The organism is Natronocella acetinitrilica, assembly GCF_024170285.1.
In the GTDB taxonomy this organism is placed as follows: Bacteria; Pseudomonadota; Gammaproteobacteria; order Nitrococcales; family Aquisalimonadaceae; genus Natronocella; species Natronocella acetinitrilica.
The window spans coordinates 290,044-310,652 of sequence record NZ_JALJXV010000005.1 but is presented as its reverse complement, the minus strand read 5'-3'; the positions used below and the strand labels follow the sequence as shown (position 1 = coordinate 310,652).

The following is a 20,609-nucleotide window of genomic DNA, read 5'->3' as shown; positions in this document are numbered from 1 at the left end:
GAGGCAATGGCGGAGCGAATCATGGAAGAGCAGACAGCGATCAAGACCACTTGCCCTTACTGCGGCGTCGGCTGTGGCGTTCTGGCGATGTTGGATGAAGAGGGCGCCGCGCAGATTGCCGGTGATCCGCAGCATCCCGCGAATTTCGGACGGCTCTGCTCCAAGGGGGCCGCCCTGGGCGAGACCGTTGATCTGGAGGGTCGTCTGCTGCATCCGATGGTGGACGGTGAGCGGGCCAGCTGGGAGCAGGCGCTGGACACCGTAGCTGGGCGCCTGCGCTCCATTATCGATCAGCATGGGCCGGAAGCCGTGGCGTTTTATGGCTCCGGGCAGATGCTCACCGAGGACTACTACGTTTCCAACAAGCTGTTCAAAGGCTTTATCGGCACGCCCCACGTGGACACCAACTCCCGGCTTTGCATGGCATCGGCGGTGGTCGGCCACAAGCGGGCCTTCGGGTCTGATACCGTTCCCGGCAACTACGCGGACCTGGAATCCGCAGATCTGCTGATTATCGCCGGGGCCAACCTGGCCTGGTGTCATCCGGTGCTCTATCAGCGTGTCAAGGCGGCCAAGGCCGAACGGCCGGACATGCGCGTGGTGGTGATCGACCCCCGGCGCACCGATACCTGCGAGATCGCCGATCTGCACCTGCCCCTGGCGCCGGGGACGGATGTCTGGCTCTGGAACGGCCTGTTGTCTTATCTGGCCGTCGAGGGGCACACCGATTACGCGTTCCTCGAGGCTCACACCGAGGGCTTCGGCGCCGCCATTGAGGCGGCCCGGGCGTCGGCACCCAATGTGCCCGCGGTTGCCGGCCAGTGCGATCTGCCGGAAGCCGATGTACTCGCCTTCTTCCGCTGGTTCGCCGCCACCGAGCGGACCGTCAGTCTCTATTCCCAGGGCGTCAATCAGTCCTCCACCGGCAGCGACAAGGTCAGCAGCATCATCAACTGTCATCTGCTTACCGGTCGCATCGGCCGCAGTGGCATGGGGCCGTTCTCCATCACCGGGCAGCCCAATGCCATGGGCGGTCGTGAGGTGGGTGGGCTGGCCAATCAGCTTGCCGCGCACATGGATTACAGCGCCGAGACGGTGGACCGGGTACGCCGCTTCTGGCAGGCACCGAACCTGGTGAGCGGGCCGGGAAACAAGGCGGTGGACCTGTTCCAGGCCATCGAGCGGGGCGAGATTCGCGCGGTGTGGATCATGGCAACGAACCCCATGGTGTCCCTGCCGGATGCCGACAGGATGCGTCGCGCCCTGGCCGGCTGCGAACTGGTGGTGGTGTCCGAGGCGATGGCCTGTACCGACACCACCGCGGTGGCAGACGTCCTGCTGCCGGCGATGGCCTGGGGTGAGAAGGATGGCACCGTCACCAACTCCGAGCGTCGCATCTCCCGCCAGCGGCCGTTTCTTCCGCCACCCGGCGAGGCGCAGCCGGACTGGTGGGCGCTCTGCAAGGTCGCCTTGCGCCTGGGCTTCGGCGATGGCTTCGCCTACGAGAAACCGGCGGAGATCTTTCGCGAGCATGCAGCCCTGTCCGGCTTCGAGAACAACGGCAGTCGCGATTTCGACATCAGCGCGTTGGCCAATCTCCACGACGCCGGCTATGAGGCGATGGCGCCGCGACAATGGCCGATTCGTGATGGGCGGGATACAGGGCGCCTATTCGCCGACGGCGGCTTTTTTACCGAGTCCGGCAAGGCCCGACTGATCCCGCTGACGCCGCGGCCGCCGGTGAATGCGCCGGATACCGACTATTCCCTGGTGCTGAACACCGGTCGGGTACGTGATCACTGGCACACCATGACCCGCACCGGTAAGTCCCCGCGCCTCAGCGCGCATGAAGTGACACCGTTCCTGCAGATGCATCCGGATGACGCCGCCCGACTGGATCTCGGCGACGGTGCCCTGGCCAGGGTCCACAGTCACTGGGGCGAGGCTTTGGCCCGAGTTCGTCTCGACGACGGACAGCGCCCCGGCAGCGTGTTCATGCCCATGCACTGGAATGATCAGTACGCGCTGCGCGGGCGGGTGGATGCGGTGGTCAATCCGGTGACCGATCCGGACTCCGGCGAACCTGAGTTCAAGCACACGCCGGTGGCGGTATCCCCCGTGGAGGTGGCCTGGCAGGGGTTTCTGCTATCCCGTGAACCGTTGGCTGACCCACCGGCCTGCGCCTGGTGGGCGAAGGCCCGGGGTAATGGTTTTCATCGCTACGAACTGGCGGGTACCGAGTCGGCGGAGCAGATGCCTGATCTGGCCCGGGCTTTGTTGCCCGGGGACGGCGAGTGCCTGGAGATGGCCGACCCGGGGCGCAACGTCTATCGCGCTGCCCGGCTGGTGGACGGGCGGCTGATGGGCTGCCTGTTCATGGGTGCGGTGACGGCGCTGCCCGGCAGGCACTGGCTCGCCGGTTTGTTCACGGCGGAGCCGGTCTCTACGCGCAACCGCATGGCGCTCTTGTCCGGCAATCCGCCGCCGGGGCAGAAGGATGCCGGCCGCAACGTCTGTGCCTGCTTCGGTGTTGGCGAGAACACCATCATCGAGGCCATTCGCAAGGGTTGTCGGACTCCGGAGGCCGTGACCCGGCGATGCCAGGCCGGCGGCAACTGCGGCAGCTGCGTGCCGGAGATTCGTGACCTGATTGGCCGTCACGCCCGCCCGGTGAACCGGAGGATCGCCTGATGACCCCATCCAATGCAGTTGGCACCGTATACCTGGTAGGTGCCGGTCCGGGTGATCCCGAACTCCTTACCCGCAAGGCGGAGCGTCTGCTGCGCCAGACTGACGTGATCCTCCATGATCGCCTGGTGTCGCCGGAGATCCTGGCCATTGCCGGCCCGCGTCCGAGGCGGGTGTATGTGGGCAAGCGGTGTGGCGATCACCATGTCCCGCAGCGGCGGACCGAAGAGCTGCTGGTGCACTTTGCCCGACAGGGTCTGAATGTGGTCCGGCTGAAGGGCGGCGATCCATTCATCTTCGGTCGGGGCGGCGAAGAACTGGACGCGCTGCGCGCCGCCGGCATTCCCGCGGAAGTAGTCCCCGGCGTGACGGCGGCGCTGGGCTGCGCCGCTGCGGCCCGGATTCCACTGACCCATCGGCATCATGCCCGTTCTGTGCTGTTTCTCACCGGGCAGGACAGGACAGGTTGCACACCGTCGGACTGGGCCGCTTACACCCGCCGCGACCGCACCCTGGTGATGTACATGGGTCTTGCCCCGCTGGCTGCCTTCTGCCGGGAGCTGTGCCGCCGGGGGCTGCCACCGGACTGGCCGGTCGCCGTGATTGCCGAGGGGACCACCAGCCATCAGCGTGAGGTGCGAGGCACCCTGGCCGACATCGCCGAGCGGGTCCGTGACGCCAATCTGCCGAGCCCGGCCCTTGCCCTTATTGGAAAGGTGGTGGCAGGTGCCGACAGCGATCTTCCGGCAGTGGCAATCCGCGAGCGCCAGGTTGCCAGCGGCGTTCCCCTGCCCATTGATTGATATCGTCAGGAAGGGATGCAGATGACTGACAAGAGTTTACAGTCCACGCAACAGCGGCCCCAGGCCGTGCTCTGGATGAGCACCCTGTCTTTCACCGTCTGTTTCGCCGTCTGGGTGATGTTCGGGGTCATCGGCAACCCCATCGCCGAGGAACTCGGCCTGAGTGAAACCCAGTTCGGCATACTCACCGCCATGCCGATACTGAGCGGTTCCCTGGCGCGCCTGCCCATCGGCATGCTGACCGACCGCTATGGCGGTCGCACGGTGTACTTCCTGCTGATGCTGTCCACGGTACTCCCCATTTACCTGGTGCAGTTCGCCACCAGCTACTGGCAGTTGCTCATGCTCGGGCTGCTGGTGGGCCTGGTGGGGGCGTCGTTCTCGGTGGGAATCGCCTATGTGGCCCGAGCCTTCCCCCGGGATCGGCAGGGCTTCGCCATGGGCGTGTTCGGTGCTGGCAATGCCGGCGCCGCCCTGACCAACTATGTGGCGCCCACGCTGGTGGTGATCCTGGGTTGGCAGTTCGTGCCCACGGCTTATGCTTGCGCAATGCTGGTCATGGCGGTTGCGTTCTGGCTCTTCACGACACCGGATGCCCCGGACAAGGAGTCGGATCGCCCGTCGTTGCGCGAGCAGTTGGCCCTGATGCGGGACCCGCGATTGCTAAAGTACTGCCAGTACTACTCCGTGGTTTTCGGGGGGTACGTGGCCCTGTCACTGTATTTGACGCGCTACTTCATCATGGAATACGGCGTGGGGCTGCAGCTCGCGGCGCTGATCGCCACCATCTTCGTGCTGCCGTCGGGGGTAATCCGTGCACTCGGCGGCTGGTTTTCAGACCGCTTCGGTGCCCATGCGGTCACCTGGTGGTGCATGTGGATCAGCGCGATCTGTCTGTTCATCATGTCGTATCCACCCACCGAATACAGGGTCGAGACCCTCAACGGCGAGATGCAGTTCGCCTTCGGCGTGAACATCTACCTGTTTACCGCGCTGCTGTTCGTGCTGGGCGTGGCCTGGGGTTTCGGCAAAGCCTCGGTGTTCAAGTATGTCTCCGACGATTTCGATCGCAATATTGGTGTGGTATCCGGGATCGTCGGTCTTGCCGGCGGTGTCGGGGGCTTCTTGCTACCCATCAAGTTCGGTCTGCTGCTGGATATCACAGGCGTGCCCAGCACCATTTTCATGCTGCTGTTCGGGGTCACAGTGGTGTCGCTGGTCTGGATGTGGCGCACGGAGCGCAGATCCATCGATCCACGCTCCGGCGTAGCGAGCCCTGCGGGGCGCATGGCCTAGCGGCCCAGCCGTGCCTCGCTCTCGACCTGCGGGGCGCCGGTCCACGGCAGCCGCTTGAGGCGCGTCTGCCGGGCCTGGTCTGCCGCTTCCCTGAGGCCTGCAAAGGCAAGTTGGCAACTCGAGTCGCGGCGGTGGGGCGACCAGTCAAGCGTGCGCGCAAATCGTAACCAGTTGTCAAAGAGGTGCTGGCTGTCCATGGAGTGCCTCCCGTCTGTCCAATGACCCCCCTTGGCCATGACCTTACGCGGCACGATCGAACATCGCCTATCAGGGCAATCCCCGACCGTCTCGTGGGTTGCCCTGATGGCGGACTGCTATGCTTGCAGCAGGGCGGTCACAGGGGTGTGCGAAAGCGATGGCCTTGGCGGACCCGACCGTATTCGTGATTGACGCGAATCCCTCCGCGATGGCACCGCTGGCGGAATTGCTGGCCTCGGTATCCCTGAATGCAATGCATTTCACAACCGTCAGTCAGTGTCTGCGCAGTATTCACCCGGGTACTTGTGGTTGCCTGCTGGCGGATACGGCAACGCCGGAAGCGCTCGGCCTGGTACTGAGCGGACGCATGGCCCGGATTGATCTGCGTCTGCCAGTGATCTACCTCAGTGATGATGATGACGTCTCCACCGCCGCCGCCGCGATGAAGGCGGGTGCCGCAGACTATTTCAGGCGTCCGGTGGCTGATCAGCAGTTACTTGATGCCGTGCAACGGGCGGTGCTCGCCAGCCGCCGCGACATCGATTACCGCGCCCAGCGCTCTGCCGTGTGGCAGCGATTCTCGGGATTGACCCCCAGGGAGTGGGACGTGCTGCCACTGGTGGTACGTGGTTGCTCAAGCCGCGAAATTGGCCAGCGGCTTGAAGTCAGCGAAAAGACCGTGGAAGTCCATCGCCGTCGCATCTTCGTAAAGATCGGAGTCGCCAGTGCTGCTGAGCTGGTAAGGCTTGCCATCGCTGTGGATTTGCTGGCCGATCTCGAGAACTCCCGCAACAGTCGGTTCCGTATCAGATCAGCGCCAGTTATCGCGCGTTGACGCCAGGCCGCGACAGCCCCGGCAAGCTGTCTGATTCGCCATGGGGGAAAACCATAGCCCCTTTGTGGCTCACCCTGATGGTCACACCTCGGTGATCGGGCCTATGTTGATGGTCGCCCACTGGCCATGTCCGTGGGCAACCACCCGATACATACATGTGGGGTGCGGTTTCTTGCAGCAGGCTGCAGGGCTGTCGCCCAACGGAGGTACAGGAATGACCCAGCTCAAGCAGACCCGCGAGTCGTCCACCAGTCAAGACGCTGCTGCGCTGTACTGGAATGACCAATGGCGTCACGCGATGGAGGATGCCGAGCAACGCCTGGAGCGTTTCCAGCGGCTTGGCCTTGATGTTCAGGAGTGCCTGCAACAGGCAGCCATGGAGCAAATGCAGGATGGTCTGCATACAATGAATCGCCTGGCCCGTATCCTTGAGGGTTCCCGGGATCAGGATCCGTTCACGGCCATGCTCTCCGCGCAGCCAGCCCTGTTCAGTTGCTTGATGGAAGCGGGCCGCGCTGGCAGTGACCGGACGCTGCGGCTTGCCGAGGAACTGCGCCGCTGCAGTCTGACCATGACCGGCGGTGATGAGTCGGACACGGGTTCGACCACCGCGATGCCGCAGGAAAGCGTACCCCCCAAGGCCTCACCCGAGAGCACCGTATCCGAGACGCGTCAGACCGGCTGAACGGTCTACGTGGGATGAATCCGGCCTTGCCGACGCGACGCGGCGTCGGCAAGCGCCTGGATCTGTACCAGTTCGTACAGTGACTGTGCCCGCAGCTTTTTCATGAGTCGGTTTCTGTCCGCTTCCACGGTGGAGACGCTGAGGCCCAGCCTGTCGGCAATCACCTTGTTGTATAGGCCTTCGGTCACCAGTGTGAGAATCTGCCGTTCCCGATCTGTCAGCAGCGCAAGGCGGGCCAGTATGGTCTCGCTGTGCAGCCGCTCTGCATGGCGCCGGGCGTCCAGGTCCAGCGCCTTGCGAATGACCGCCATGATTGCGTCGGATCCGTAGGGCTTCTGCAGAAAGTCCATCGCGCCGGCCTTCAGCGCGCGCACCGCCGTCGCGACGTCGCCATGGGCGGACACCATCACCACGGGCAGGGTGTAGCCCGCCTCCAGCATCCGCTGCTGCAGTTCGAGTCCGCTCATCACGGGCATGCGCACATCGACAACCGCGCAGCCCCGGGCACTGCTCGGTACAGAGGCCAGGAAATCGTCGCCGCCGGCATGTCCACGTCCGGCCAGGTCGTGGAGCGCAAGGAGCTCCAGCAACGCCCGGCGCACGTCCTCGCTGTCGTCCACAACGTGAACCAGGCGATCCATCCGCAAGCCTCCTTGGCAGCAGAGCATACCGAGGAGTCTAGTTCAGGTGCCGGGGGGAGCGCGGCGCGGTTCTGTTAACCGTTCGCTGTTTTGGGTGCAGCAAGCTGCGTACCGTTGGCCCATGGAAACCATGGATTGATGACCGGGCGATCACAGTTGGAGCAGCGAATCGATTACCGGGTTCTGGTGTTGTTCTGCTTGGTGTCCGTTGGGCTGCTCTTGCCCTACGTCATGCTCTACGGGCTCGCCGGCGACCGCTTATCCGCAGCATGGATCGCTTGTCTTGCCTCGATCTATGGCGCGGCAGCGCTCTGCATAAGCCGGGCTCAGCAGGTGCGGCCCTGGAACGTGCTGCTCGCCGCTGTCGCCACGGTGGGCACGGTGGTGCCCGTGTACTTTATCGGTGCAGTGGCCGCCATGTGGGTGTTTCCGCTGATTCTGGTCAACTTTTACATGCTGAACCGGTATCAGGCGGTACTCACCAATGGCGGTGCCATCCTGGTTACCGTGTTGCTCTTGTGGTCGACCCTGCCTGGCATGACGCTGATCAATGGCCTGGCTGCCGCGGCAGCCGTCATGGCGTTTTCGTATGCCTTCGCCTGGGGCGTTGATACCCGGCAACAGGAATTGCTGGAACTTGCTCGTCGCGACCCCCTGACCGGCCTCGGTAACCGTCGGGCCCTGGACGGCGAAGTGAACGCGCTTGGGGTCCGGGAGGCTGCCGACCGGCCTGCCCTGTCGATCATTGTTTGCGATCTCGACCGCTTCAAGCAGATCAACGATCGCTATGGGCATGGCCGGGGAGACGAGGTGATTCGTGCCGCTGCCGAGCTGATCCGCGGCTATTTCCGTAGCGCTGATCAGGTGTTCCGTTATGGCGGCGAGGAGTTCGTTATCATCTGCCATGGTGCGGCGCTGCAGGATGCCACACGGCTTGCCGAAGGCCTGCGGCGTCGGGTCGCCGAGAAGTTGAGATTTGACGAGCTGCGGGTCACGGTCTCCATCGGGGTGGCCACCATGGGGGAGGGGGAGAGTGCTGCTGCCTGCCTGGAGCGGGCCGACCGTCAACTGTTCCGGGCCAAGGCCGGCGGCAGGGATCGGGTCTCCGTAGCGCTTCCTGTGGCGGCTGGCGCCTGAGGCTATTGCAATGATCGGCGCAACCCACCATCTGGCGGGGTGCGCCGCTGCCGTCGTGATGCGCCTTACCGCATGCTGGCCACAACCGCGTTCAGGCGCTGCATCAGGTCCTCATCCTGCTGGAGCAGGTAGGCGATTTCCCGGTAGAGATCGGGATCCAGGTCGGCGTCGACAAGAACCCGCCTCATTTCCTCATTGGCCTGCTGTCGCAGGTCCATCCGCTGGCTTTCGTCCGCCTCCTGAATCAGGGCGGCATATTCGGCACGGACTTCCTGAATATTGTTGGCGGCGATGTACAGGCCCGCCAGCTGATCGTCGTCGATATCGTCTGCGCTCAACTCGGTGGAATCCGCGACCTCGTTCTCGTAGAGGTCCGGTCCGTCATCTGCAGTGGCAAAGCTGGGGGCCAGAGCCAGCGCTGCGAGGGCAATGAGAGTGGCGAGGTAACGGATCGAGCTCTGCATTTGACTATCCTCCGTTTTGGAAAGTAGTTCGTGGTCGGACAAAGCAGGACCTGTGCCAACCCGTGCAAATCGGCGCTGCTGCGGCGCCTGATGGCTGACGGAAGTGTGTCAATTTGACTCATGTGGCACCGCGATACGGTCCCACGGCCATTCGTGGATGATGTGCAGCGACGATGACGACAGCCTGTCCCAGCAGTATGATGGCGGTTTCGTTTCCGACAGGACCGGCTGCGCCCATGGCCCACGAACTCCAGATCGAGACTCAGGGACCCGCAACGATTGAGGGTCTGGACACACCGGCCGTGCGCGAGGCTCGTCGCGATCTGGCCGCCTGCTTTCGCATGGCCGCGCGGCTCGGATTGTCGGAGGGCATCTGCAATCACTTCTCTCTCATGCTGCCGGGGCGTGATGACCTGTTCCTGGTGAATCCCTATGGCTATGGTTTTTCCGAGATAACCGCATCCATGCTGCTGGTGTGCGACATGCATGGTCATGTAGTGGCGGGTGATGGAAAGCCTGAGGCGACTGCCTTTTTCATCCATGCCCGTGTGCACATGCACCACCCCAGGGCCCGTGCCGCGTTCCATACCCACATGCCCAATGCGACTGCACTGGCCATGCTGGAGGGTGAGCCCCTGGCCTGGGCTGGTCAGACGGCGTTGAAGTTCCACGGCCGCACCGCCGTTGACGAGGACTACCAGGGCCTGGCTCTGGACACCGGCGAAGGCGACCGCCTGGCCGCCGCCATGGGCGAGGCCGATATCCTGTTCATGAAGAACCATGGTGTGCTGGTGGTTGGAGAAAGCCTCGCCGCCTGCTGGGACGATCTCTACTACCTGGAGCGAGCCGCAGAAGTGCAGCTGAAGGCAATGAGTGCCGGCCGTGCTCTACAGCGCATACCGGCGGATATCCTGTTGAAGACCGCCGCCCAGATGCGCGGAGGTGACGCCGAAAGTGCAAATGCCCATCTGCAGAGCATCAAGCGGGTGTTGTCCAGAATCGAGCCCGATTTTGCCGATTGACGATGGAGTGGTGACCAGCCTGTGACGACACAGCCCACAGAGCCGCTGGCCATTGTGGAGGCCTACCTGAAGGCTATCGAGGACCATGCGCCAGAGCGTATGCGGCGGCTGCTGGCCGACGAGGGTTTTCATTACCACAGTCCGATTGTCAGCTTTGATGATCCGGATGCGTTTCTCTCCTACACGGCATTCTCCAGCGGCATCGTCCAGCGGATCAACATTCGGAAGGTCTTCGTCGATGGTCCGGAAGTCTGTCATTTCCTGGATTTCCGCGTGCAACTCTCGGAGAAGATGTCGGTGGATCTGGTGCAATGGGCAACTGTCATCGACGGTCGTATTCAGAGGCTGGAGCTCCTGTTCGATGCACATCCCTATCGGATCATGTTTGGCAAAAATCCAACCGATTGATCCGGGCTGCCTCTGGCGGGGTTGCCGTGGTGGCGTTATGCTGAAGAGAGGCTGACCACCGAAAACCCGGCCATCAGCCGCGTTCACCGCTCAAGGCGTTCACCGCTCAAGGTATGAGTCGGTAACGGTCCACAGGGAATCGAGGGGGTGGCCATGCGACTCGCACTAGTCTTTGCTCTGCTGCTGATGTCCTTGCCCGCCGCGGGCAATCAGTTCATTCAAGCCTATCCGGCAATCTACGAACTTGCCCGGGTCGATGACTCGGGGCGTGAAGTGCTGGCCAGCGGTGAGCTATTGCTGCGCGATGGCATCCCCGAGCGTGTCGAGTCCGGTGGCGATGTTGGTGCCATGCGTCCGGCAGGGGTCCCGGCAGAGCAGCCCCGGGTGGCGCTGCATGTCATGGCCCGCCGTGATCGCTCCGGCGCGGCCCGTCTCGATCTGGAAAGCCGAGTCGATATCGCCGTACCCCGGGGCAGTCACCGTAGCGAGGTGGCGGAGCGCGAGGGCAGCTTCATCCAGGGGCTGCAGGTAACGCGGGTGCAGTTTCGTAGTCGCACCTGGCAGCCGCTCAACGATCCCACGCCCATTGAGGTGGTGCATGAGGAGGGTGGCGCGCAATACGTGCTGACCATCATGTTCCGGCCGACGTCCCGAGGGTGAGCAGGGTCAAAAAGCCTTTTACCAGATGCAGCATGTTGCTATAACGGGGTGGTAGGCCGCGTCTGCGGCTTTGATGGAGCCCGCCTGCTCGCCGTGCTCACCCGATTCAAATCGCTAGCGATCGCCGTCCTGGTGGTCGGTATTGCCGGGCTGACCGCGGCTGCGGTCGTCAGTGCCATGGAGTTGAATCGCGAACGCGAGGCGCGTCAGCGGGCTGCCGAAGAACTCCTCTATCTGGCCGAGGATGTCCAGAACGAAGCCCATCTCGTTCTGAACATGCTCGAAGCCCTGCCCTTCGGTGACTGCAGTTTTGAATCCATTGTCGAATTGCGCCGTATCCAGTTTCGGGCGCGCCGGATTCGTGACATCGGCGTGTACGACAACGGACGTGCCGCGGTGGTGGCGGAGGGTGTGGAAACCGCTGAACAGGCGGCGCTGGTAAGCCAGCTGGGTATCCGCTTTGCGCAGGGCTACTACTATGCCAAGCCGGTGGACGTGGACACGTTTGCGGCGCTTCTCTCTGTGGGTTTCCTCCAGCCGGCGACAGCGAGTACCAATCCCGTCTGACGTCACCGATCCAACCCTGCTCGTTCGGGTCGGATGCCTATGGCCTTGTGGTTAGCTGGTCTGCGTGGAATTGCAGATGCTCGTCCATGAAGCTGGCGACAAAGAAGTAGGAATGGTCATAGCCTTCCCGGCGGCGCACTGAAACCTCGCTGCCAGAGGCCAGAGCGGCGCGTTCCAGTGCTTCGGGACGCAGTTGCTCGGCGAGAAAGCCGTCGGATGAGCCCACATCCACCAGGATCGGCCAGGGTGCCTTGTGCTCTGCAAGCAGCACGGCACTGTCATGGCGCTCCCACTCCCGACGATTCTTGCCCAGATAGGCAGAGAAGGCCTTCTCGCCCCAGGGACAGGCCGAAGGGTTGGCGATGGGTGCGAAGGCGGAGACGCTGGAATAACGCTCCGGATGCTTCAGGGCGAGACTGATGGCGCCGTGTCCGCCCATTGAATGACCGCTGATACCACTGCGCCCGCGCAGTCCCAACTCGCTACGAAGTTGCGCCGGCAGTTCCTCCACGATGTAGTCTTCCATCCGGTAGTGCCTGCTCCAGGGCTCCTCGGTGGCGTTCACATAGAATCCCGCACCCTGGCCCAGATCGTAGGCCTCGTCATTGGCCACTGTCTCGCCCCGGGGGCTGGTGTCCGGGGCAACCAGTACCAGGCCCAGAGCCGCCGCGGCGCGCTGTGCGCCGGCCTTCTGAACAAAGTTCTCGTCTGTGCAGGTGAGGCCGGATAGCCAGTACAGCAGTGGCGACTCGCTGCGCCATTTCGGCGGCAGGAAGACGGAGAACGTCATGTCGCAGTCCAGGCTTCGGGCCTTGTGGCGGTAGCGGCGCTGTTCGCCGTCGAATGCCCGGTGCTGATCGATCAATTCCATGGAGTTGCCGTTCCTCACTGGTTGAAAAGCACCACGGAGCGAATGCTCTTGCCCTCGTGCATCAGGTCGAACGCGGTGTTGATGTCTTCCAGCCCCATGGTGTGGGTCACGAAGTCGTCCATGGGTATCTCCCCTTTCATGTACTGCTCGACGTAGTTGGGAAGCTGGCTGCGGCCCTTCACGCCACCGAAGGCGCTGCCCCGCCAGACCCGGCCGGTGACCAGCTGGAAGGGACGGGTGCTGATCTCCTCGCCGGCACCGGCGACACCGATGATCACCGACTCACCCCAGCCCTTGTGGCAGCATTCCAGCGCGGCCCGCATCACCTTCACATTGCCGATGCACTCAAAGGAGTAGTCAACGCCGCCGTCTGTCAGTTCGACGATGACCTCCTGAATCGGATCGTCGTAATCCATGGGGTTGACGCAGTCGGTGGCCCCGAGGCGCCTGGCCATGTCGAACTTGGCCGGGTTGACGTCGATGCCAATGATGCGGCTGGCATTGGCCATGCGGGCGCCGATGATTGCCGACAGGCCGATGCCGCCCAGGCCGAAGATGGCGACGGTGGCGCCCGGCTCCACCTTGGCCGTGTTCATGACCGCGCCGATTCCGGTTGTCACACCGCAACCCAACAGGCAGACCTTGTCCAGCGGTGCCGCCTTGTCGATCACGGCAACGGCGATTTCCGGCAACACCGTGTACTCGCTGAAGGTGGACGTGCCCATGTAGTGATGCAGCATCTTGCCGTTGACGCTGAAACGGCTGGTGCCGTCCGGCATGAGCCCCTTGCCCTGAGTGCTGCGAATCGCCTGGCAGAGATTGGTCTTGCCCGAGCTGCAGAACTTGCACTGGCCACACTCCGGCGTATACAGCGGAATCACATGGTCGCCCACCTTGACCGAGGAAACACCGGGGCCGACTGCCTCCACGATGCCGCCGCCCTCATGGCCAAGAATGGCTGGGAAGTTTCCCTCCGGATCGGCGCCGGACCAGGTGTAGGCATCGGTGTGGCAGACGCCGGTAGCCACCAGCTTCACCAGTACCTCACCGGCGGCAGGCGGCGCGACGGTGACCTGTTCGATTTCCATGGGTTTGCCCGGTTCCCAGGCAACGGCGGCGCGACAGGTCAGCATGGTGGACTCCTCTTGATTGGTTGTTCTGGATGCCCCCATGTTACCCGGTCGCGACCGGATGAATAAAACCTGGTGTCCTTCAGCGCTTCGTTAACAGAAATGCCCTTGGTTGACACTAGTAAAGGTAGACGGCACCGGAGTGATGGTCTCCGTCCAGTCCGGCAGCGCGAGGGGCGCCGATAGCCAGGGTTTCACCGCTACTGCTGAGTGCGACGGTGCGGCCGTCGCCACCCCGTGGTCCGGCGCCGCCGAACCAGGCGCCGGCAGCCGTGTCCGGGGCCTTGATGTAGCGGGTTTCCCGCCAGCCCGTCGGTTCCAGTTGGAACACGTAGGCTGCGCCGGCCCAACGCATGGGGCTCTCCGCAGGCTCCGCGAACAGGCCCTGACGGTCACTGGAATCCCCCCAGGCCCCTACCGCAAGGGTGGTACCGTCGGCATTCATGGCCAGGGAGTCGCCAAACCGATCGCCGCGTCGGGCATTGGAACCCTTGATATAGGCATGCTGCGCCCACTGGCTTATCTCGCGATTGAATACGTAGACCGCGCCGGAGAACTCCGCGGAGCGATCGCGCTGGTCGCCGTCGACGCCACGGCTACCGCCGCTTTCACCAATGGCGCTGACGGCCATGGTATTGCCGTCGGCACTCAGGGCCACCGTTCGGCCAAACTGGTCGCCGGAGCGGCTGTTGGAGGCCTTGATAAAAGCCTGCTCGGTCCAGTTGTCTTCAGTTCGCACAAAGACATAGGCTGCCCCGGAATGGACTGCCGACACCACTGATCGTGTTGTCGGATTGATGCCACTGGCATTGCTGGATTCACCCAGGGCGCCCACGGCCAGGGTGTCGCCGTCCTCGCTGAGGGCGATGGCGCGACCGAAGAACGCGCCTGCCGCCGAATTCGAAGCGGTGACCACGCCCTGTTCCCGCCAGCCTTCCCGGTGCCTGGAGTAAAGATAGACGGCCCCGGCGTAGCGGGCGAGTCGGGTGGTCGGTCCGCGCCGGCCATCACGCTGAGTCGCCACTGTCTCGCCCACCGCGCCCACCGCGAGGGTTTCGCCGTCGCCGCTGAATGCCAGGGAGAACCCATACTGGGCTTCCGCCTGAAGCCGCGATGCCTTCAGTGCAGCGGTTTGTGACCATTCGCCGCCAGCCAGGGTATAGATCAGTACTGAACCGGAGCCTTGGGCCCCGGCATCCCCGCTGCCTGCGGAAAACGGCGCTCCCACCGCGAGTCGACGACCGTCGTTGCTCAAGGCGACGGAAAAACCGAACTCCTGCCAAGGTTCCGCGCTGGGGGACTTGATATAGGCCTGTTGGCGCCAGCCATCATCTTCGGTGCGGCCAAAGATGTACACAGCCCCTGAGAAGGCGGACGTGTCATTGGTCTTCGTCGTCTTGCCGGCCCGAGCCGGATTGATTCCACCCAGGCCACCGCTCTCGCCGTTGGCCCCAACCGCCAGCGTACGGCCATCGGCACTGAGACTCAGCGCAAAGCCGAAGTGACTGCCTGAGCGGGCGTTCGCGGCCTGCAGGTAGGCCACGCCGGCGTCCAGCGAGGCTTCGGCCAATGGGGCGCTTGCTTCTGCGTTTGCCGCGCCGGAGCCACCCAGAAGCAGTAAACCGGTCAGCCAGAGATGCGCGAGATTGCGTGGACGCAGTGGGAGGAATCTGTTCATGACGTGTCCTGTTGCAGTGCAGTATCGCCATCCTTACTTATAAGCCTGATCTGACTGGAGAGCCAGCGATCAGATCGACATTTCTTCCCCGTCCCTCCGTAAAACCAGGTGAATCCAGTATGACTGACGTCATAAACCCCGCCGATTGTCATGGCCGCGTCATCTCTGTCCGCCACCCTCCGCCTCCAGTATCTCTCACCAAATGATTGCTCAAGGAGGATTTGCAGACATGCGGACAGAGTCCCTACCCGGCACGCACACCGAGTCCCGTGAGCCCGTCTGTCAGCCGTCGACGGAAGAGGCGCAATTCGCAAAGGCGATAGAGGATGCCGCAGAGCAGAGGCGCTACGTTGACAGGCTGAAGAATCCGGGGCCGTTTTCCGGGGTCCGGGAAGCGCTCACCCGTGCGGTGCATACGATCACCAGTCCGGTACGGGACACCATTGACGGGCAGATCAAGGCACTCGGACGGGACGGCGATACCGCGACCTTCGAGATAGGCGGCGAGGTCAAGATTGGTGCCGGCAAGGGTTTCAAGAGCCAGTACCGCAACGAGGTCGTGGTGCTTCAGCATGGTGGGTCGCAGGCGGACACGGCCGACACCTGTGAGGCACCGCAGTATGAGGTGCGTTTCAACAAGCGCCTGCTCGGCGCCGTTTACAAGCAGGTCCCCAACGCATTGGTGACACCCAGCGGAGAACTGGGAGCGCGCTCAGTGGATCAGGTCAGCATGCGGTTCGACAACAAGGCTGACGTCGCGCGGGCGGTGCGGAGTATCGGTGACCTGGCGGCGGCGGAGAGCCTGCGGGATATCGGGCGCGCCGCAGGTCCGGGCATTGGCCTCATACCCAGTAACCCTATCCTCGACGAGCGCGGCAACTGGATGAGCGAGGGTGTCATTGCCACCGGCCTTGGTGGCCTGCTGGCGCCGCCCGACGCCGATATCGAGTTCCTGCAGGATCATGTGACCGGCTACGCCACGCGTCTCGATGCCCGTGGTCGGGCGGCGCTGGATCGCGCCCTCGGCCGACTCGGGCTCAATGCCCGCTGGGATACTTCTGGCGGGGTAGAGCGTCGTGTCGAGTACGGACAGGACGGCGAAGCGGGCCGTGTGATCTATTCATTGTTCGGTCTGACCGAGTTGACCTCCAAGCAGCGCTACATGCCGGACGGTACGCCACTGAACCTGCACAATCGCACGCAGCATGGCAACGCCGCCCTTCGGCTCGATCTCATCCGGGAGTTTGACCCCCAGCAGTCGGCTCCCACCGTTAATGGTCGGGCGTTGCCAGAGTTGGGTGATCGCCTTGCCGGCGAAGAGTTGGGCGGTCCGGATGCGGTCGAGTTGCGCATCGAGACGGCTCGCCAGGATGCTCTGGCCGCCAGTGGGTCGCACCCGGGTCAGGCCCGACAACGTATTCTTTTGCGCTCCGAGAATCCAGGCCGGGATATGCCGGGTGCGCTGTCGGGGTTTATTCGCGGTGATCTTCAGGACGCCGCTGCGTCCCTGTCCACCGGGGGGCGAGTGGAGGTTATAAATGAGCGCGTGCAGCGCTCCGGGTTCGAGGTTCAACCTGAGGCCAAGCTCGCCTTCCGCGGCGTCGGGGCAAAGGCCAACGTCATACTGCGAAGCACCAGCGATACAATCCAGAGCCGGGATGTCACCAGCTGGGATGGGGGTCGGTAGGAACTGCAGGCTCCGGTGACAGCGCACTTCCGGGTCGCAAGGCCTCGGCCGGATTGACCCCTGGGGTACACTCTCTGTGTGGCATCCACAGCAGAGGTCCCAGACAGTCCCCATGGACATGCGATTCCGCCCCATCGAAGACCGGATAGCCTGGATATTCTCCCAGGCGCAACAGTATGCCGACCAGATCGCGGCGGGGCGGTCAGGCGATGCCGGCGGCACTGTCGGAAGCACAGTGTTGGCCAGCCTCGAGTGCATGGATGGTCGTCTGCACCTGCCCAGTGCGACGGGCACCCTGCCGGACCGTTTTGTTTCGTTCCGCAATCTGGGCGGCATCTTTGATCTGGGCTGGCCGTACTTGTCGGAACTGCTTGCCGACCGCGTCGATGCCGCGGGTGCGCAAGGCCGCCGGGTGCTGCTGCTGCTGACCTATCACTTCTCCAGGGGGTCACGGTCTCGAGGCTGTGCCGGTTTTCATTGTGATCGCGCTGCCGCCATGCGGCATGCAGAAGGTCTCCGTAGGCAGGCCCTGTCAGCGTTCGGTCGCGCCGGTGAGCGGGTTTACCCGCTGGTTTGTGGCTTCGAAACCGATGAGGACGCACTGATTCTGCACGCTCCCGGTGGCGATTGCCTCGATCTGGCGGCTGTCGGTGCGGATGGCTTTGGGAGTTTGCAGGACAGCCTGCAGCGCCTGTTGCCGGACATGCCGCAGAGTATTCAACGGGACTTGCTTCCTTTGCTGTTCAATAACGTCGCTCACATCGCCGAGATCCGTCAGCAACAGCGCGACCTGGATCGAGAACACTGTGAGTGGATGATTGGCGTGGGGCGGGGCTTCGATTTTCTGCGCCTGCCCAATACCGCACTGCTCGTGGGGCCCTACGACCCAGATCTGTCCCATCCGATCAGCACGGCAGCGACGATTATCCGCAGCAACATGGAGCGTGGACGGATACCTGACGACGGCTTTTTTCTTCTGGCTTCCATGCCCGTGGGCGCTGGCGAGTTCGATGCCACCAGGGCAGCGCTGAAATCTGCTTTTCTAGCTGATTTCGCGGCCCGACTGGTGCGTGAGGAAGAGCCGTGGCTGGCCGAACGCATGCATCTGCGTTCGGCCATCTTTCATCCTGACAGCGGACGGCTCGAAATTCTTGACCAGCAGGATTCTCCTCGCCTGTCCGGACACGCATAGGCGAGTGTTGCCCAAAGCTTTGTTGACGAATTATTCCTCGGCTGTGCCAGCGGCGTTTGAATTCCTCCCAGCTCGCGGGGCAGATGTGCAGAGCGCGGTTGGCAGTCTCCGCGACCATATCAGTCAGAAAGTGGCCGCGGAGGATTCTTGCAGCCGCTGACACTAGACGCCGCCAAACAAACGCTGCAGGAAGGCGTCGGAGCTGTCCGGGCTCAGGCTCAGCTCGGGACCAAGGGCGGCAGCTCCGGTCTCGGGGTGCGTTGTAACGCCCGCGCGGCCCGTCAGGCCGCCATCGGTGGTGAGCTGCACTTCAGCGCCCACGATCGACTCGCCCGTGGTCAGGTTGGCGGCAGCGCCGGCATTCAGTGACGGCGTGACGGTTTGAATGCCGGGGGTCGCCAGGCCGGTTTCCGCAGCCTGGAATTCCGCATGGCCGGCGGCGCCCACCTTGGTGTTGTCCTCGGTCTCCCGGTAGATATGCGGCAGCTCGACCGGCTCACCGTTAATAGGGTTGGTGGCGGTGTGGGTGGTCTCCACCACGTTGCCGTCCTGCGGGGCGGATTCCACCCGCATCTCCAGGCTGAAATCGTCGGCGCCGCGGTTGAAATTGCCGTGCAGGCCCAAATTGAGCGCGCGCCCGGCGCTGTTGTGCTGCACACCTACGGAACCGGCCAGTTGCGAGAGTTCGGGCATGACATCCTCCTTGTCTGTGACACATTGGTAGCAGTGACGAGGGTTTCACGACGATTGTCTGCTGGCCATTCAACGGACGGTGTAGAACCCGGCGCCGTCGCGACCCACCAGGGCTATCCCTGCTGCTGCATGCGCCGGGCCTGCACGATCAGGCCGGCTACGGCGTCGAACGCCTTGCGCGGTACCGGTGCGCCCCGCTTGCACTCACGCATGAGCAGCGCCGTGGTCTCCGCATCCTCGATGATCGGCCGCTCGTGCCGTTCCGCCACCTGTTTCGCCTGCATGGCCCGCTTGCCGGACTCCCGCACCGTCACCATGGGGACGGGTGTGTCCTTCTCATCGAACTTGATCGCCAGCAGGGCGCGCCCGTCTGTCACCACGACAGTCGCGTCGATCATGCTTTGGCGAACATCCCCTTCGATCTGCTCACGCTGGCGGGACTTGCGCTCTTGCTTGACCTCCGGGTTGCCCTGCGTGTCCTTGAACTCCCGCTTGACCTCCTGTTTGCTCATCCGCTGCTCGCGCATGAATTCCGCCCGCTGAAAGGCGTAGTCAATGGCCGCGAGTATGATGAACAGGGGGATGACTGCGCCGATGACCTTGACCACGATCGTGCCGGCCACGCCGTAGGCGCATTCCAGCCCGCAGTGGTTGATGTAGAGCAGGTCCTGCAGATGGTCGCGAACGACCAGCACCGCCACCAGGGCGATGACGATGATCTTGAGGATCGCCTTCAGGGTCTCCAGCAGCTTGCGACGCGAGAAGATTTTCTTGGCGCCTTCCACCGGGTTGATCTTCTGCAGCTTGGGCTTGATCGGCTCCGCCGAGAAGATGACGCCAAACTGGGCAACGTTGGCCACGATGCCGACGGCGAGCGCAGTGACAATCACCGGCAGGCAGGCGGTGATTACGGTGCGCCAGGTTAGCTGCAGTGCGTCGCCCAGAGTCTCGTCCAATGGCGCATCAATGTTGTCCACCAACGCTCCGGCGAGCGCCAGCACCTGCTGTGCCATCCAGCCGGCAAGTGCGAGGGTGACCCCGAGTGTGATGATGAGGCTCGCGGCGGACACGATCTCCTTGCTTTTCGGGACCTGCCCCTGTTCCCGCGCCTTGCGCAGTTTGTGGGGTGTGGGCTTCTCCGTTTTCTGGCTCTTGTCCTCGCTCATCGCAGAATCTGCTGTAGCGGCGAAAACCAGTTCGGGTGAGTAATCCACTCCCGCGCGAACGCGCCCATCAGCGTGTCCGCGTAGACCACCAGCACGAACAGCACGATGCAGGCCTTGAACGGAAATGCCAGGAAGAACACATTGATTTCCGGCACGAACCGGTTGAGCACCCCCATCAGCAGGTCGATCAGCAACACCAGGATGATCATCGGTGCCGCCAGTACGGCAATCCAGTAGAAGACACTCTGAAACAGGGCTGCCACCAGGTCGGCGCCGCCGGCGGCGAAGCCGGGTCCGACGTGATGGACAGGCCAGATCAGGTAGCTCTCGTACAGCGCTGTCAGGAACAGATGCACACCTGCGGTGGTGAAGAAGAGCACCGTGAGGGCCTGAACGAACAACGTGCCGAGGGGCGAGACAGCATCCTGATACAAGGGTGTGAACATCGTCGCCGTCATGGAACCGCGCTGCACGTCCAGGAGTCGGCCCAGGCCCGCCGCCACCCAGAACGGAATCGCCGTGATGAATCCAAGCACCAGCCCGATCAGGATTTCCTTGGGTATCAGGAAAAGCAGCAGGGTGGGCTGCAGGGTCAGGCCGTCGAGGCGGAGGTAGGTCAACGGCATGACGATGAGCACCAGCGCGAAGCCGAGCAGCCCTCGAACGGTACCGGTCACGATCTGCGGCGATAGGAACGGCAGCACGGTCATGGCGACGAAGATCCGCGGCAGCGTGACGATGGCCGCATACAGCACCTGCTCGGGCGAAATATCGGCCCCAGCCATGGA

Annotated in this window: 21 protein-coding genes; 12 read left to right on the top strand and 9 right to left on the bottom strand. The window is 63.4% G+C overall.

The window, feature by feature from the left end; genetic code table 11:
• The first annotated feature begins 18 nt into the window (after nucleotides 1–18).
• From J2T57_RS12305 to J2T57_RS12295, 3 genes are read left to right on the top strand one after another with little or no spacing between them, the layout of a single operon-like run.
• Nucleotides 19–2,691, top strand: coding sequence for a nitrate reductase (locus tag J2T57_RS12305; protein WP_436262700.1), 2,673 nt, complete (start codon nucleotides 19–21; stop codon nucleotides 2,689–2,691).
• Nucleotides 2,691–3,491: a uroporphyrinogen-III C-methyltransferase gene (gene cobA / locus J2T57_RS12300; RefSeq protein ID WP_253478642.1), complete on the top strand. Its 801-nt coding sequence runs from the start codon at nucleotides 2,691–2,693 to the stop codon at nucleotides 3,489–3,491. The genes J2T57_RS12305 and cobA overlap by 1 nt, the downstream gene beginning before the upstream one ends.
• Before the next feature lie 21 nt (nucleotides 3,492–3,512).
• On the top strand, nucleotides 3,513–4,787 hold the full coding sequence (locus J2T57_RS12295; protein ID WP_253478639.1) for an MFS transporter: 1,275 nt from the start codon (nucleotides 3,513–3,515) through the stop codon (nucleotides 4,785–4,787).
• Here the strand turns inward: J2T57_RS12295 and J2T57_RS12290 are convergent.
• A complete protein-coding gene (locus J2T57_RS12290; protein WP_253478636.1) occupies nucleotides 4,784–4,984 on the bottom strand; it encodes a hypothetical protein in 201 nt (66 codons plus the stop codon). The two genes, J2T57_RS12295 and J2T57_RS12290, sit on opposite strands and share 4 nt — an antisense overlap.
• Nucleotides 4,985–5,142: 158 nt before the next feature.
• On the opposite strand from J2T57_RS12290, the gene J2T57_RS12285 reads away from it, so the two are divergent.
• Nucleotides 5,143–5,820, top strand: coding sequence for a response regulator transcription factor (locus J2T57_RS12285; protein ID WP_253478633.1), 678 nt, complete (start codon nucleotides 5,143–5,145; stop codon nucleotides 5,818–5,820).
• Between the two features lie 214 nt (nucleotides 5,821–6,034).
• Nucleotides 6,035–6,505: a hypothetical protein gene (locus tag J2T57_RS12280; RefSeq protein WP_253478631.1), complete on the top strand. Its 471-nt coding sequence runs from the start codon at nucleotides 6,035–6,037 to the stop codon at nucleotides 6,503–6,505.
• A gap of 5 nt (nucleotides 6,506–6,510) precedes the next feature.
• Here the strand turns inward: J2T57_RS12280 and J2T57_RS12275 are convergent, their stop codons facing one another.
• Complete coding sequence (locus tag J2T57_RS12275; protein WP_253478628.1) at nucleotides 6,511–7,146, bottom strand: response regulator transcription factor; 636 nt, start codon at nucleotides 7,144–7,146, stop codon at nucleotides 6,511–6,513.
• A gap of 138 nt (nucleotides 7,147–7,284) precedes the next feature.
• Here J2T57_RS12275 and J2T57_RS12270 point away from each other — a divergent pair, with 138 nt between their 5' ends.
• The gene (locus J2T57_RS12270; protein WP_253478625.1) at nucleotides 7,285–8,283 is read left to right on the top strand and encodes a GGDEF domain-containing protein; all 999 of its coding nucleotides are present in this window, start codon (nucleotides 7,285–7,287) and stop codon (nucleotides 8,281–8,283) included.
• A 65-nt stretch (nucleotides 8,284–8,348) separates the two neighbouring features.
• On the opposite strand, the gene J2T57_RS12265 is transcribed toward J2T57_RS12270, so the two are convergent.
• Nucleotides 8,349–8,747, bottom strand: coding sequence for a DUF4168 domain-containing protein (locus J2T57_RS12265; protein ID WP_253478622.1), 399 nt, complete (start codon nucleotides 8,745–8,747; stop codon nucleotides 8,349–8,351).
• 236 nt (nucleotides 8,748–8,983) lie between these two features.
• Between J2T57_RS12265 and J2T57_RS12260 the strand changes: the two genes are divergently transcribed.
• The 4 genes from J2T57_RS12260 to J2T57_RS12245 all read left to right on the top strand — a co-directional run bounded on the left by J2T57_RS12260 (nucleotide 8,984) and on the right by J2T57_RS12245 (nucleotide 11,404).
• Nucleotides 8,984–9,769 carry an aldolase gene (locus J2T57_RS12260; protein ID WP_253478619.1) on the top strand — a complete coding sequence of 262 codons (786 nt, stop codon included), beginning with the start codon at nucleotides 8,984–8,986 and terminating at the stop codon, nucleotides 9,767–9,769.
• A gap of 21 nt (nucleotides 9,770–9,790) precedes the next feature.
• On the top strand, nucleotides 9,791–10,177 hold the full coding sequence (locus tag J2T57_RS12255; RefSeq protein WP_253478616.1) for a nuclear transport factor 2 family protein: 387 nt from the start codon (nucleotides 9,791–9,793) through the stop codon (nucleotides 10,175–10,177).
• Between the two features lie 153 nt (nucleotides 10,178–10,330).
• The gene (locus J2T57_RS12250; RefSeq protein WP_253478613.1) at nucleotides 10,331–10,837 is read left to right on the top strand and encodes a hypothetical protein; all 507 of its coding nucleotides are present in this window, start codon (nucleotides 10,331–10,333) and stop codon (nucleotides 10,835–10,837) included.
• A gap of 48 nt (nucleotides 10,838–10,885) precedes the next feature.
• The gene (locus tag J2T57_RS12245) at nucleotides 10,886–11,404 is read left to right on the top strand and encodes a CSS-motif domain-containing protein (protein WP_253478607.1); all 519 of its coding nucleotides are present in this window, start codon (nucleotides 10,886–10,888) and stop codon (nucleotides 11,402–11,404) included.
• 37 nt (nucleotides 11,405–11,441) lie between these two features.
• On the opposite strand, the gene fghA is transcribed toward J2T57_RS12245, so the two are convergent.
• The 3 genes from fghA to J2T57_RS12230 form a co-directional block, all read right to left on the bottom strand.
• Nucleotides 11,442–12,275, bottom strand: a complete 834-nt coding sequence (gene fghA / locus J2T57_RS12240; RefSeq protein ID WP_253478604.1) for an S-formylglutathione hydrolase — start codon at nucleotides 12,273–12,275, stop codon at nucleotides 11,442–11,444.
• A gap of 14 nt (nucleotides 12,276–12,289) precedes the next feature.
• The gene (locus tag J2T57_RS12235; protein ID WP_436262699.1) at nucleotides 12,290–13,405 is read right to left on the bottom strand and encodes an S-(hydroxymethyl)glutathione dehydrogenase/class III alcohol dehydrogenase; all 1,116 of its coding nucleotides are present in this window, start codon (nucleotides 13,403–13,405) and stop codon (nucleotides 12,290–12,292) included.
• Nucleotides 13,406–13,523: 118 nt separating this feature from the next.
• Entirely contained in the window at nucleotides 13,524–15,083 is a 1,560-nt protein-coding gene (locus J2T57_RS12230) for an FG-GAP repeat protein (protein WP_253478599.1), read from the bottom strand.
• A gap of 229 nt (nucleotides 15,084–15,312) precedes the next feature.
• Here J2T57_RS12230 and J2T57_RS12225 point away from each other — a divergent pair, with 229 nt between their 5' ends.
• Complete coding sequence (locus J2T57_RS12225) at nucleotides 15,313–16,770, top strand: hypothetical protein (protein ID WP_253478596.1); 1,458 nt, start codon at nucleotides 15,313–15,315, stop codon at nucleotides 16,768–16,770.
• Between the two features lie 112 nt (nucleotides 16,771–16,882).
• On the top strand, nucleotides 16,883–17,962 hold the full coding sequence (locus J2T57_RS12220; protein ID WP_253478593.1) for a carboxysome shell carbonic anhydrase: 1,080 nt from the start codon (nucleotides 16,883–16,885) through the stop codon (nucleotides 17,960–17,962).
• A 162-nt stretch (nucleotides 17,963–18,124) separates the two neighbouring features.
• On the opposite strand, the gene J2T57_RS12215 is transcribed toward J2T57_RS12220, so the two are convergent.
• The 3 genes from J2T57_RS12215 to sctT form a co-directional block, all read right to left on the bottom strand.
• Nucleotides 18,125–18,655, bottom strand: a complete 531-nt coding sequence (locus tag J2T57_RS12215) for a hypothetical protein (RefSeq protein WP_253478591.1) — start codon at nucleotides 18,653–18,655, stop codon at nucleotides 18,125–18,127.
• 113 nt (nucleotides 18,656–18,768) lie between these two features.
• On the bottom strand, nucleotides 18,769–19,821 hold the full coding sequence (locus J2T57_RS12210) for an EscU/YscU/HrcU family type III secretion system export apparatus switch protein (protein ID WP_253478588.1): 1,053 nt from the start codon (nucleotides 19,819–19,821) through the stop codon (nucleotides 18,769–18,771).
• The gene (gene sctT / locus J2T57_RS12205; protein ID WP_253478585.1) at nucleotides 19,818–20,606 is read right to left on the bottom strand and encodes a type III secretion system export apparatus subunit SctT; all 789 of its coding nucleotides are present in this window, start codon (nucleotides 20,604–20,606) and stop codon (nucleotides 19,818–19,820) included. Before sctT ends, J2T57_RS12210 begins: the two co-directional genes overlap by 4 nt.
• Nucleotides 20,607–20,609: the final 3 nt, after the last annotated feature.

Excerpts from the sequence above, each read along its gene's own strand:
- cobA (WP_253478642.1), top strand. The coding sequence starts at position 2,691 with ATGACCCCATCCAATGCAGTTGGCACCGTATACCTGGTAGGTGCCGGT.
- J2T57_RS12295 (WP_253478639.1), top strand. The coding sequence starts at position 3,513 with ATGACTGACAAGAGTTTACAGTCCACGCAACAGCGGCCCCAGGCCGTG.
- J2T57_RS12290 (WP_253478636.1), bottom strand. The coding sequence starts at position 4,984 with ATGGACAGCCAGCACCTCTTTGACAACTGGTTACGATTTGCGCGCACG.
- J2T57_RS12285 (WP_253478633.1), top strand. The coding sequence starts at position 5,143 with ATGGCCTTGGCGGACCCGACCGTATTCGTGATTGACGCGAATCCCTCC.
- J2T57_RS12280 (WP_253478631.1), top strand. The coding sequence starts at position 6,035 with ATGACCCAGCTCAAGCAGACCCGCGAGTCGTCCACCAGTCAAGACGCT.
- J2T57_RS12275 (WP_253478628.1), bottom strand. The coding sequence starts at position 7,146 with ATGGATCGCCTGGTTCACGTTGTGGACGACAGCGAGGACGTGCGCCGG.
- J2T57_RS12270 (WP_253478625.1), top strand. The coding sequence starts at position 7,285 with ATGACCGGGCGATCACAGTTGGAGCAGCGAATCGATTACCGGGTTCTG.
- J2T57_RS12265 (WP_253478622.1), bottom strand. The coding sequence starts at position 8,747 with ATGCAGAGCTCGATCCGTTACCTCGCCACTCTCATTGCCCTCGCAGCG.
- J2T57_RS12260 (WP_253478619.1), top strand. The coding sequence starts at position 8,984 with ATGGCCCACGAACTCCAGATCGAGACTCAGGGACCCGCAACGATTGAG.
- J2T57_RS12250 (WP_253478613.1), top strand. The coding sequence starts at position 10,331 with ATGCGACTCGCACTAGTCTTTGCTCTGCTGCTGATGTCCTTGCCCGCC.
- fghA (WP_253478604.1), bottom strand. The coding sequence starts at position 12,275 with ATGGAATTGATCGATCAGCACCGGGCATTCGACGGCGAACAGCGCCGC.
- J2T57_RS12230 (WP_253478599.1), bottom strand. The coding sequence starts at position 15,083 with ATGAACAGATTCCTCCCACTGCGTCCACGCAATCTCGCGCATCTCTGG.
- J2T57_RS12225 (WP_253478596.1), top strand. The coding sequence starts at position 15,313 with ATGCGGACAGAGTCCCTACCCGGCACGCACACCGAGTCCCGTGAGCCC.
- J2T57_RS12220 (WP_253478593.1), top strand. The coding sequence starts at position 16,883 with ATGGACATGCGATTCCGCCCCATCGAAGACCGGATAGCCTGGATATTC.
- J2T57_RS12215 (WP_253478591.1), bottom strand. The coding sequence starts at position 18,655 with ATGCCCGAACTCTCGCAACTGGCCGGTTCCGTAGGTGTGCAGCACAAC.
- J2T57_RS12210 (WP_253478588.1), bottom strand. The coding sequence starts at position 19,821 with ATGAGCGAGGACAAGAGCCAGAAAACGGAGAAGCCCACACCCCACAAA.
- sctT (WP_253478585.1), bottom strand. The coding sequence starts at position 20,606 with ATGGCTGGGGCCGATATTTCGCCCGAGCAGGTGCTGTATGCGGCCATC.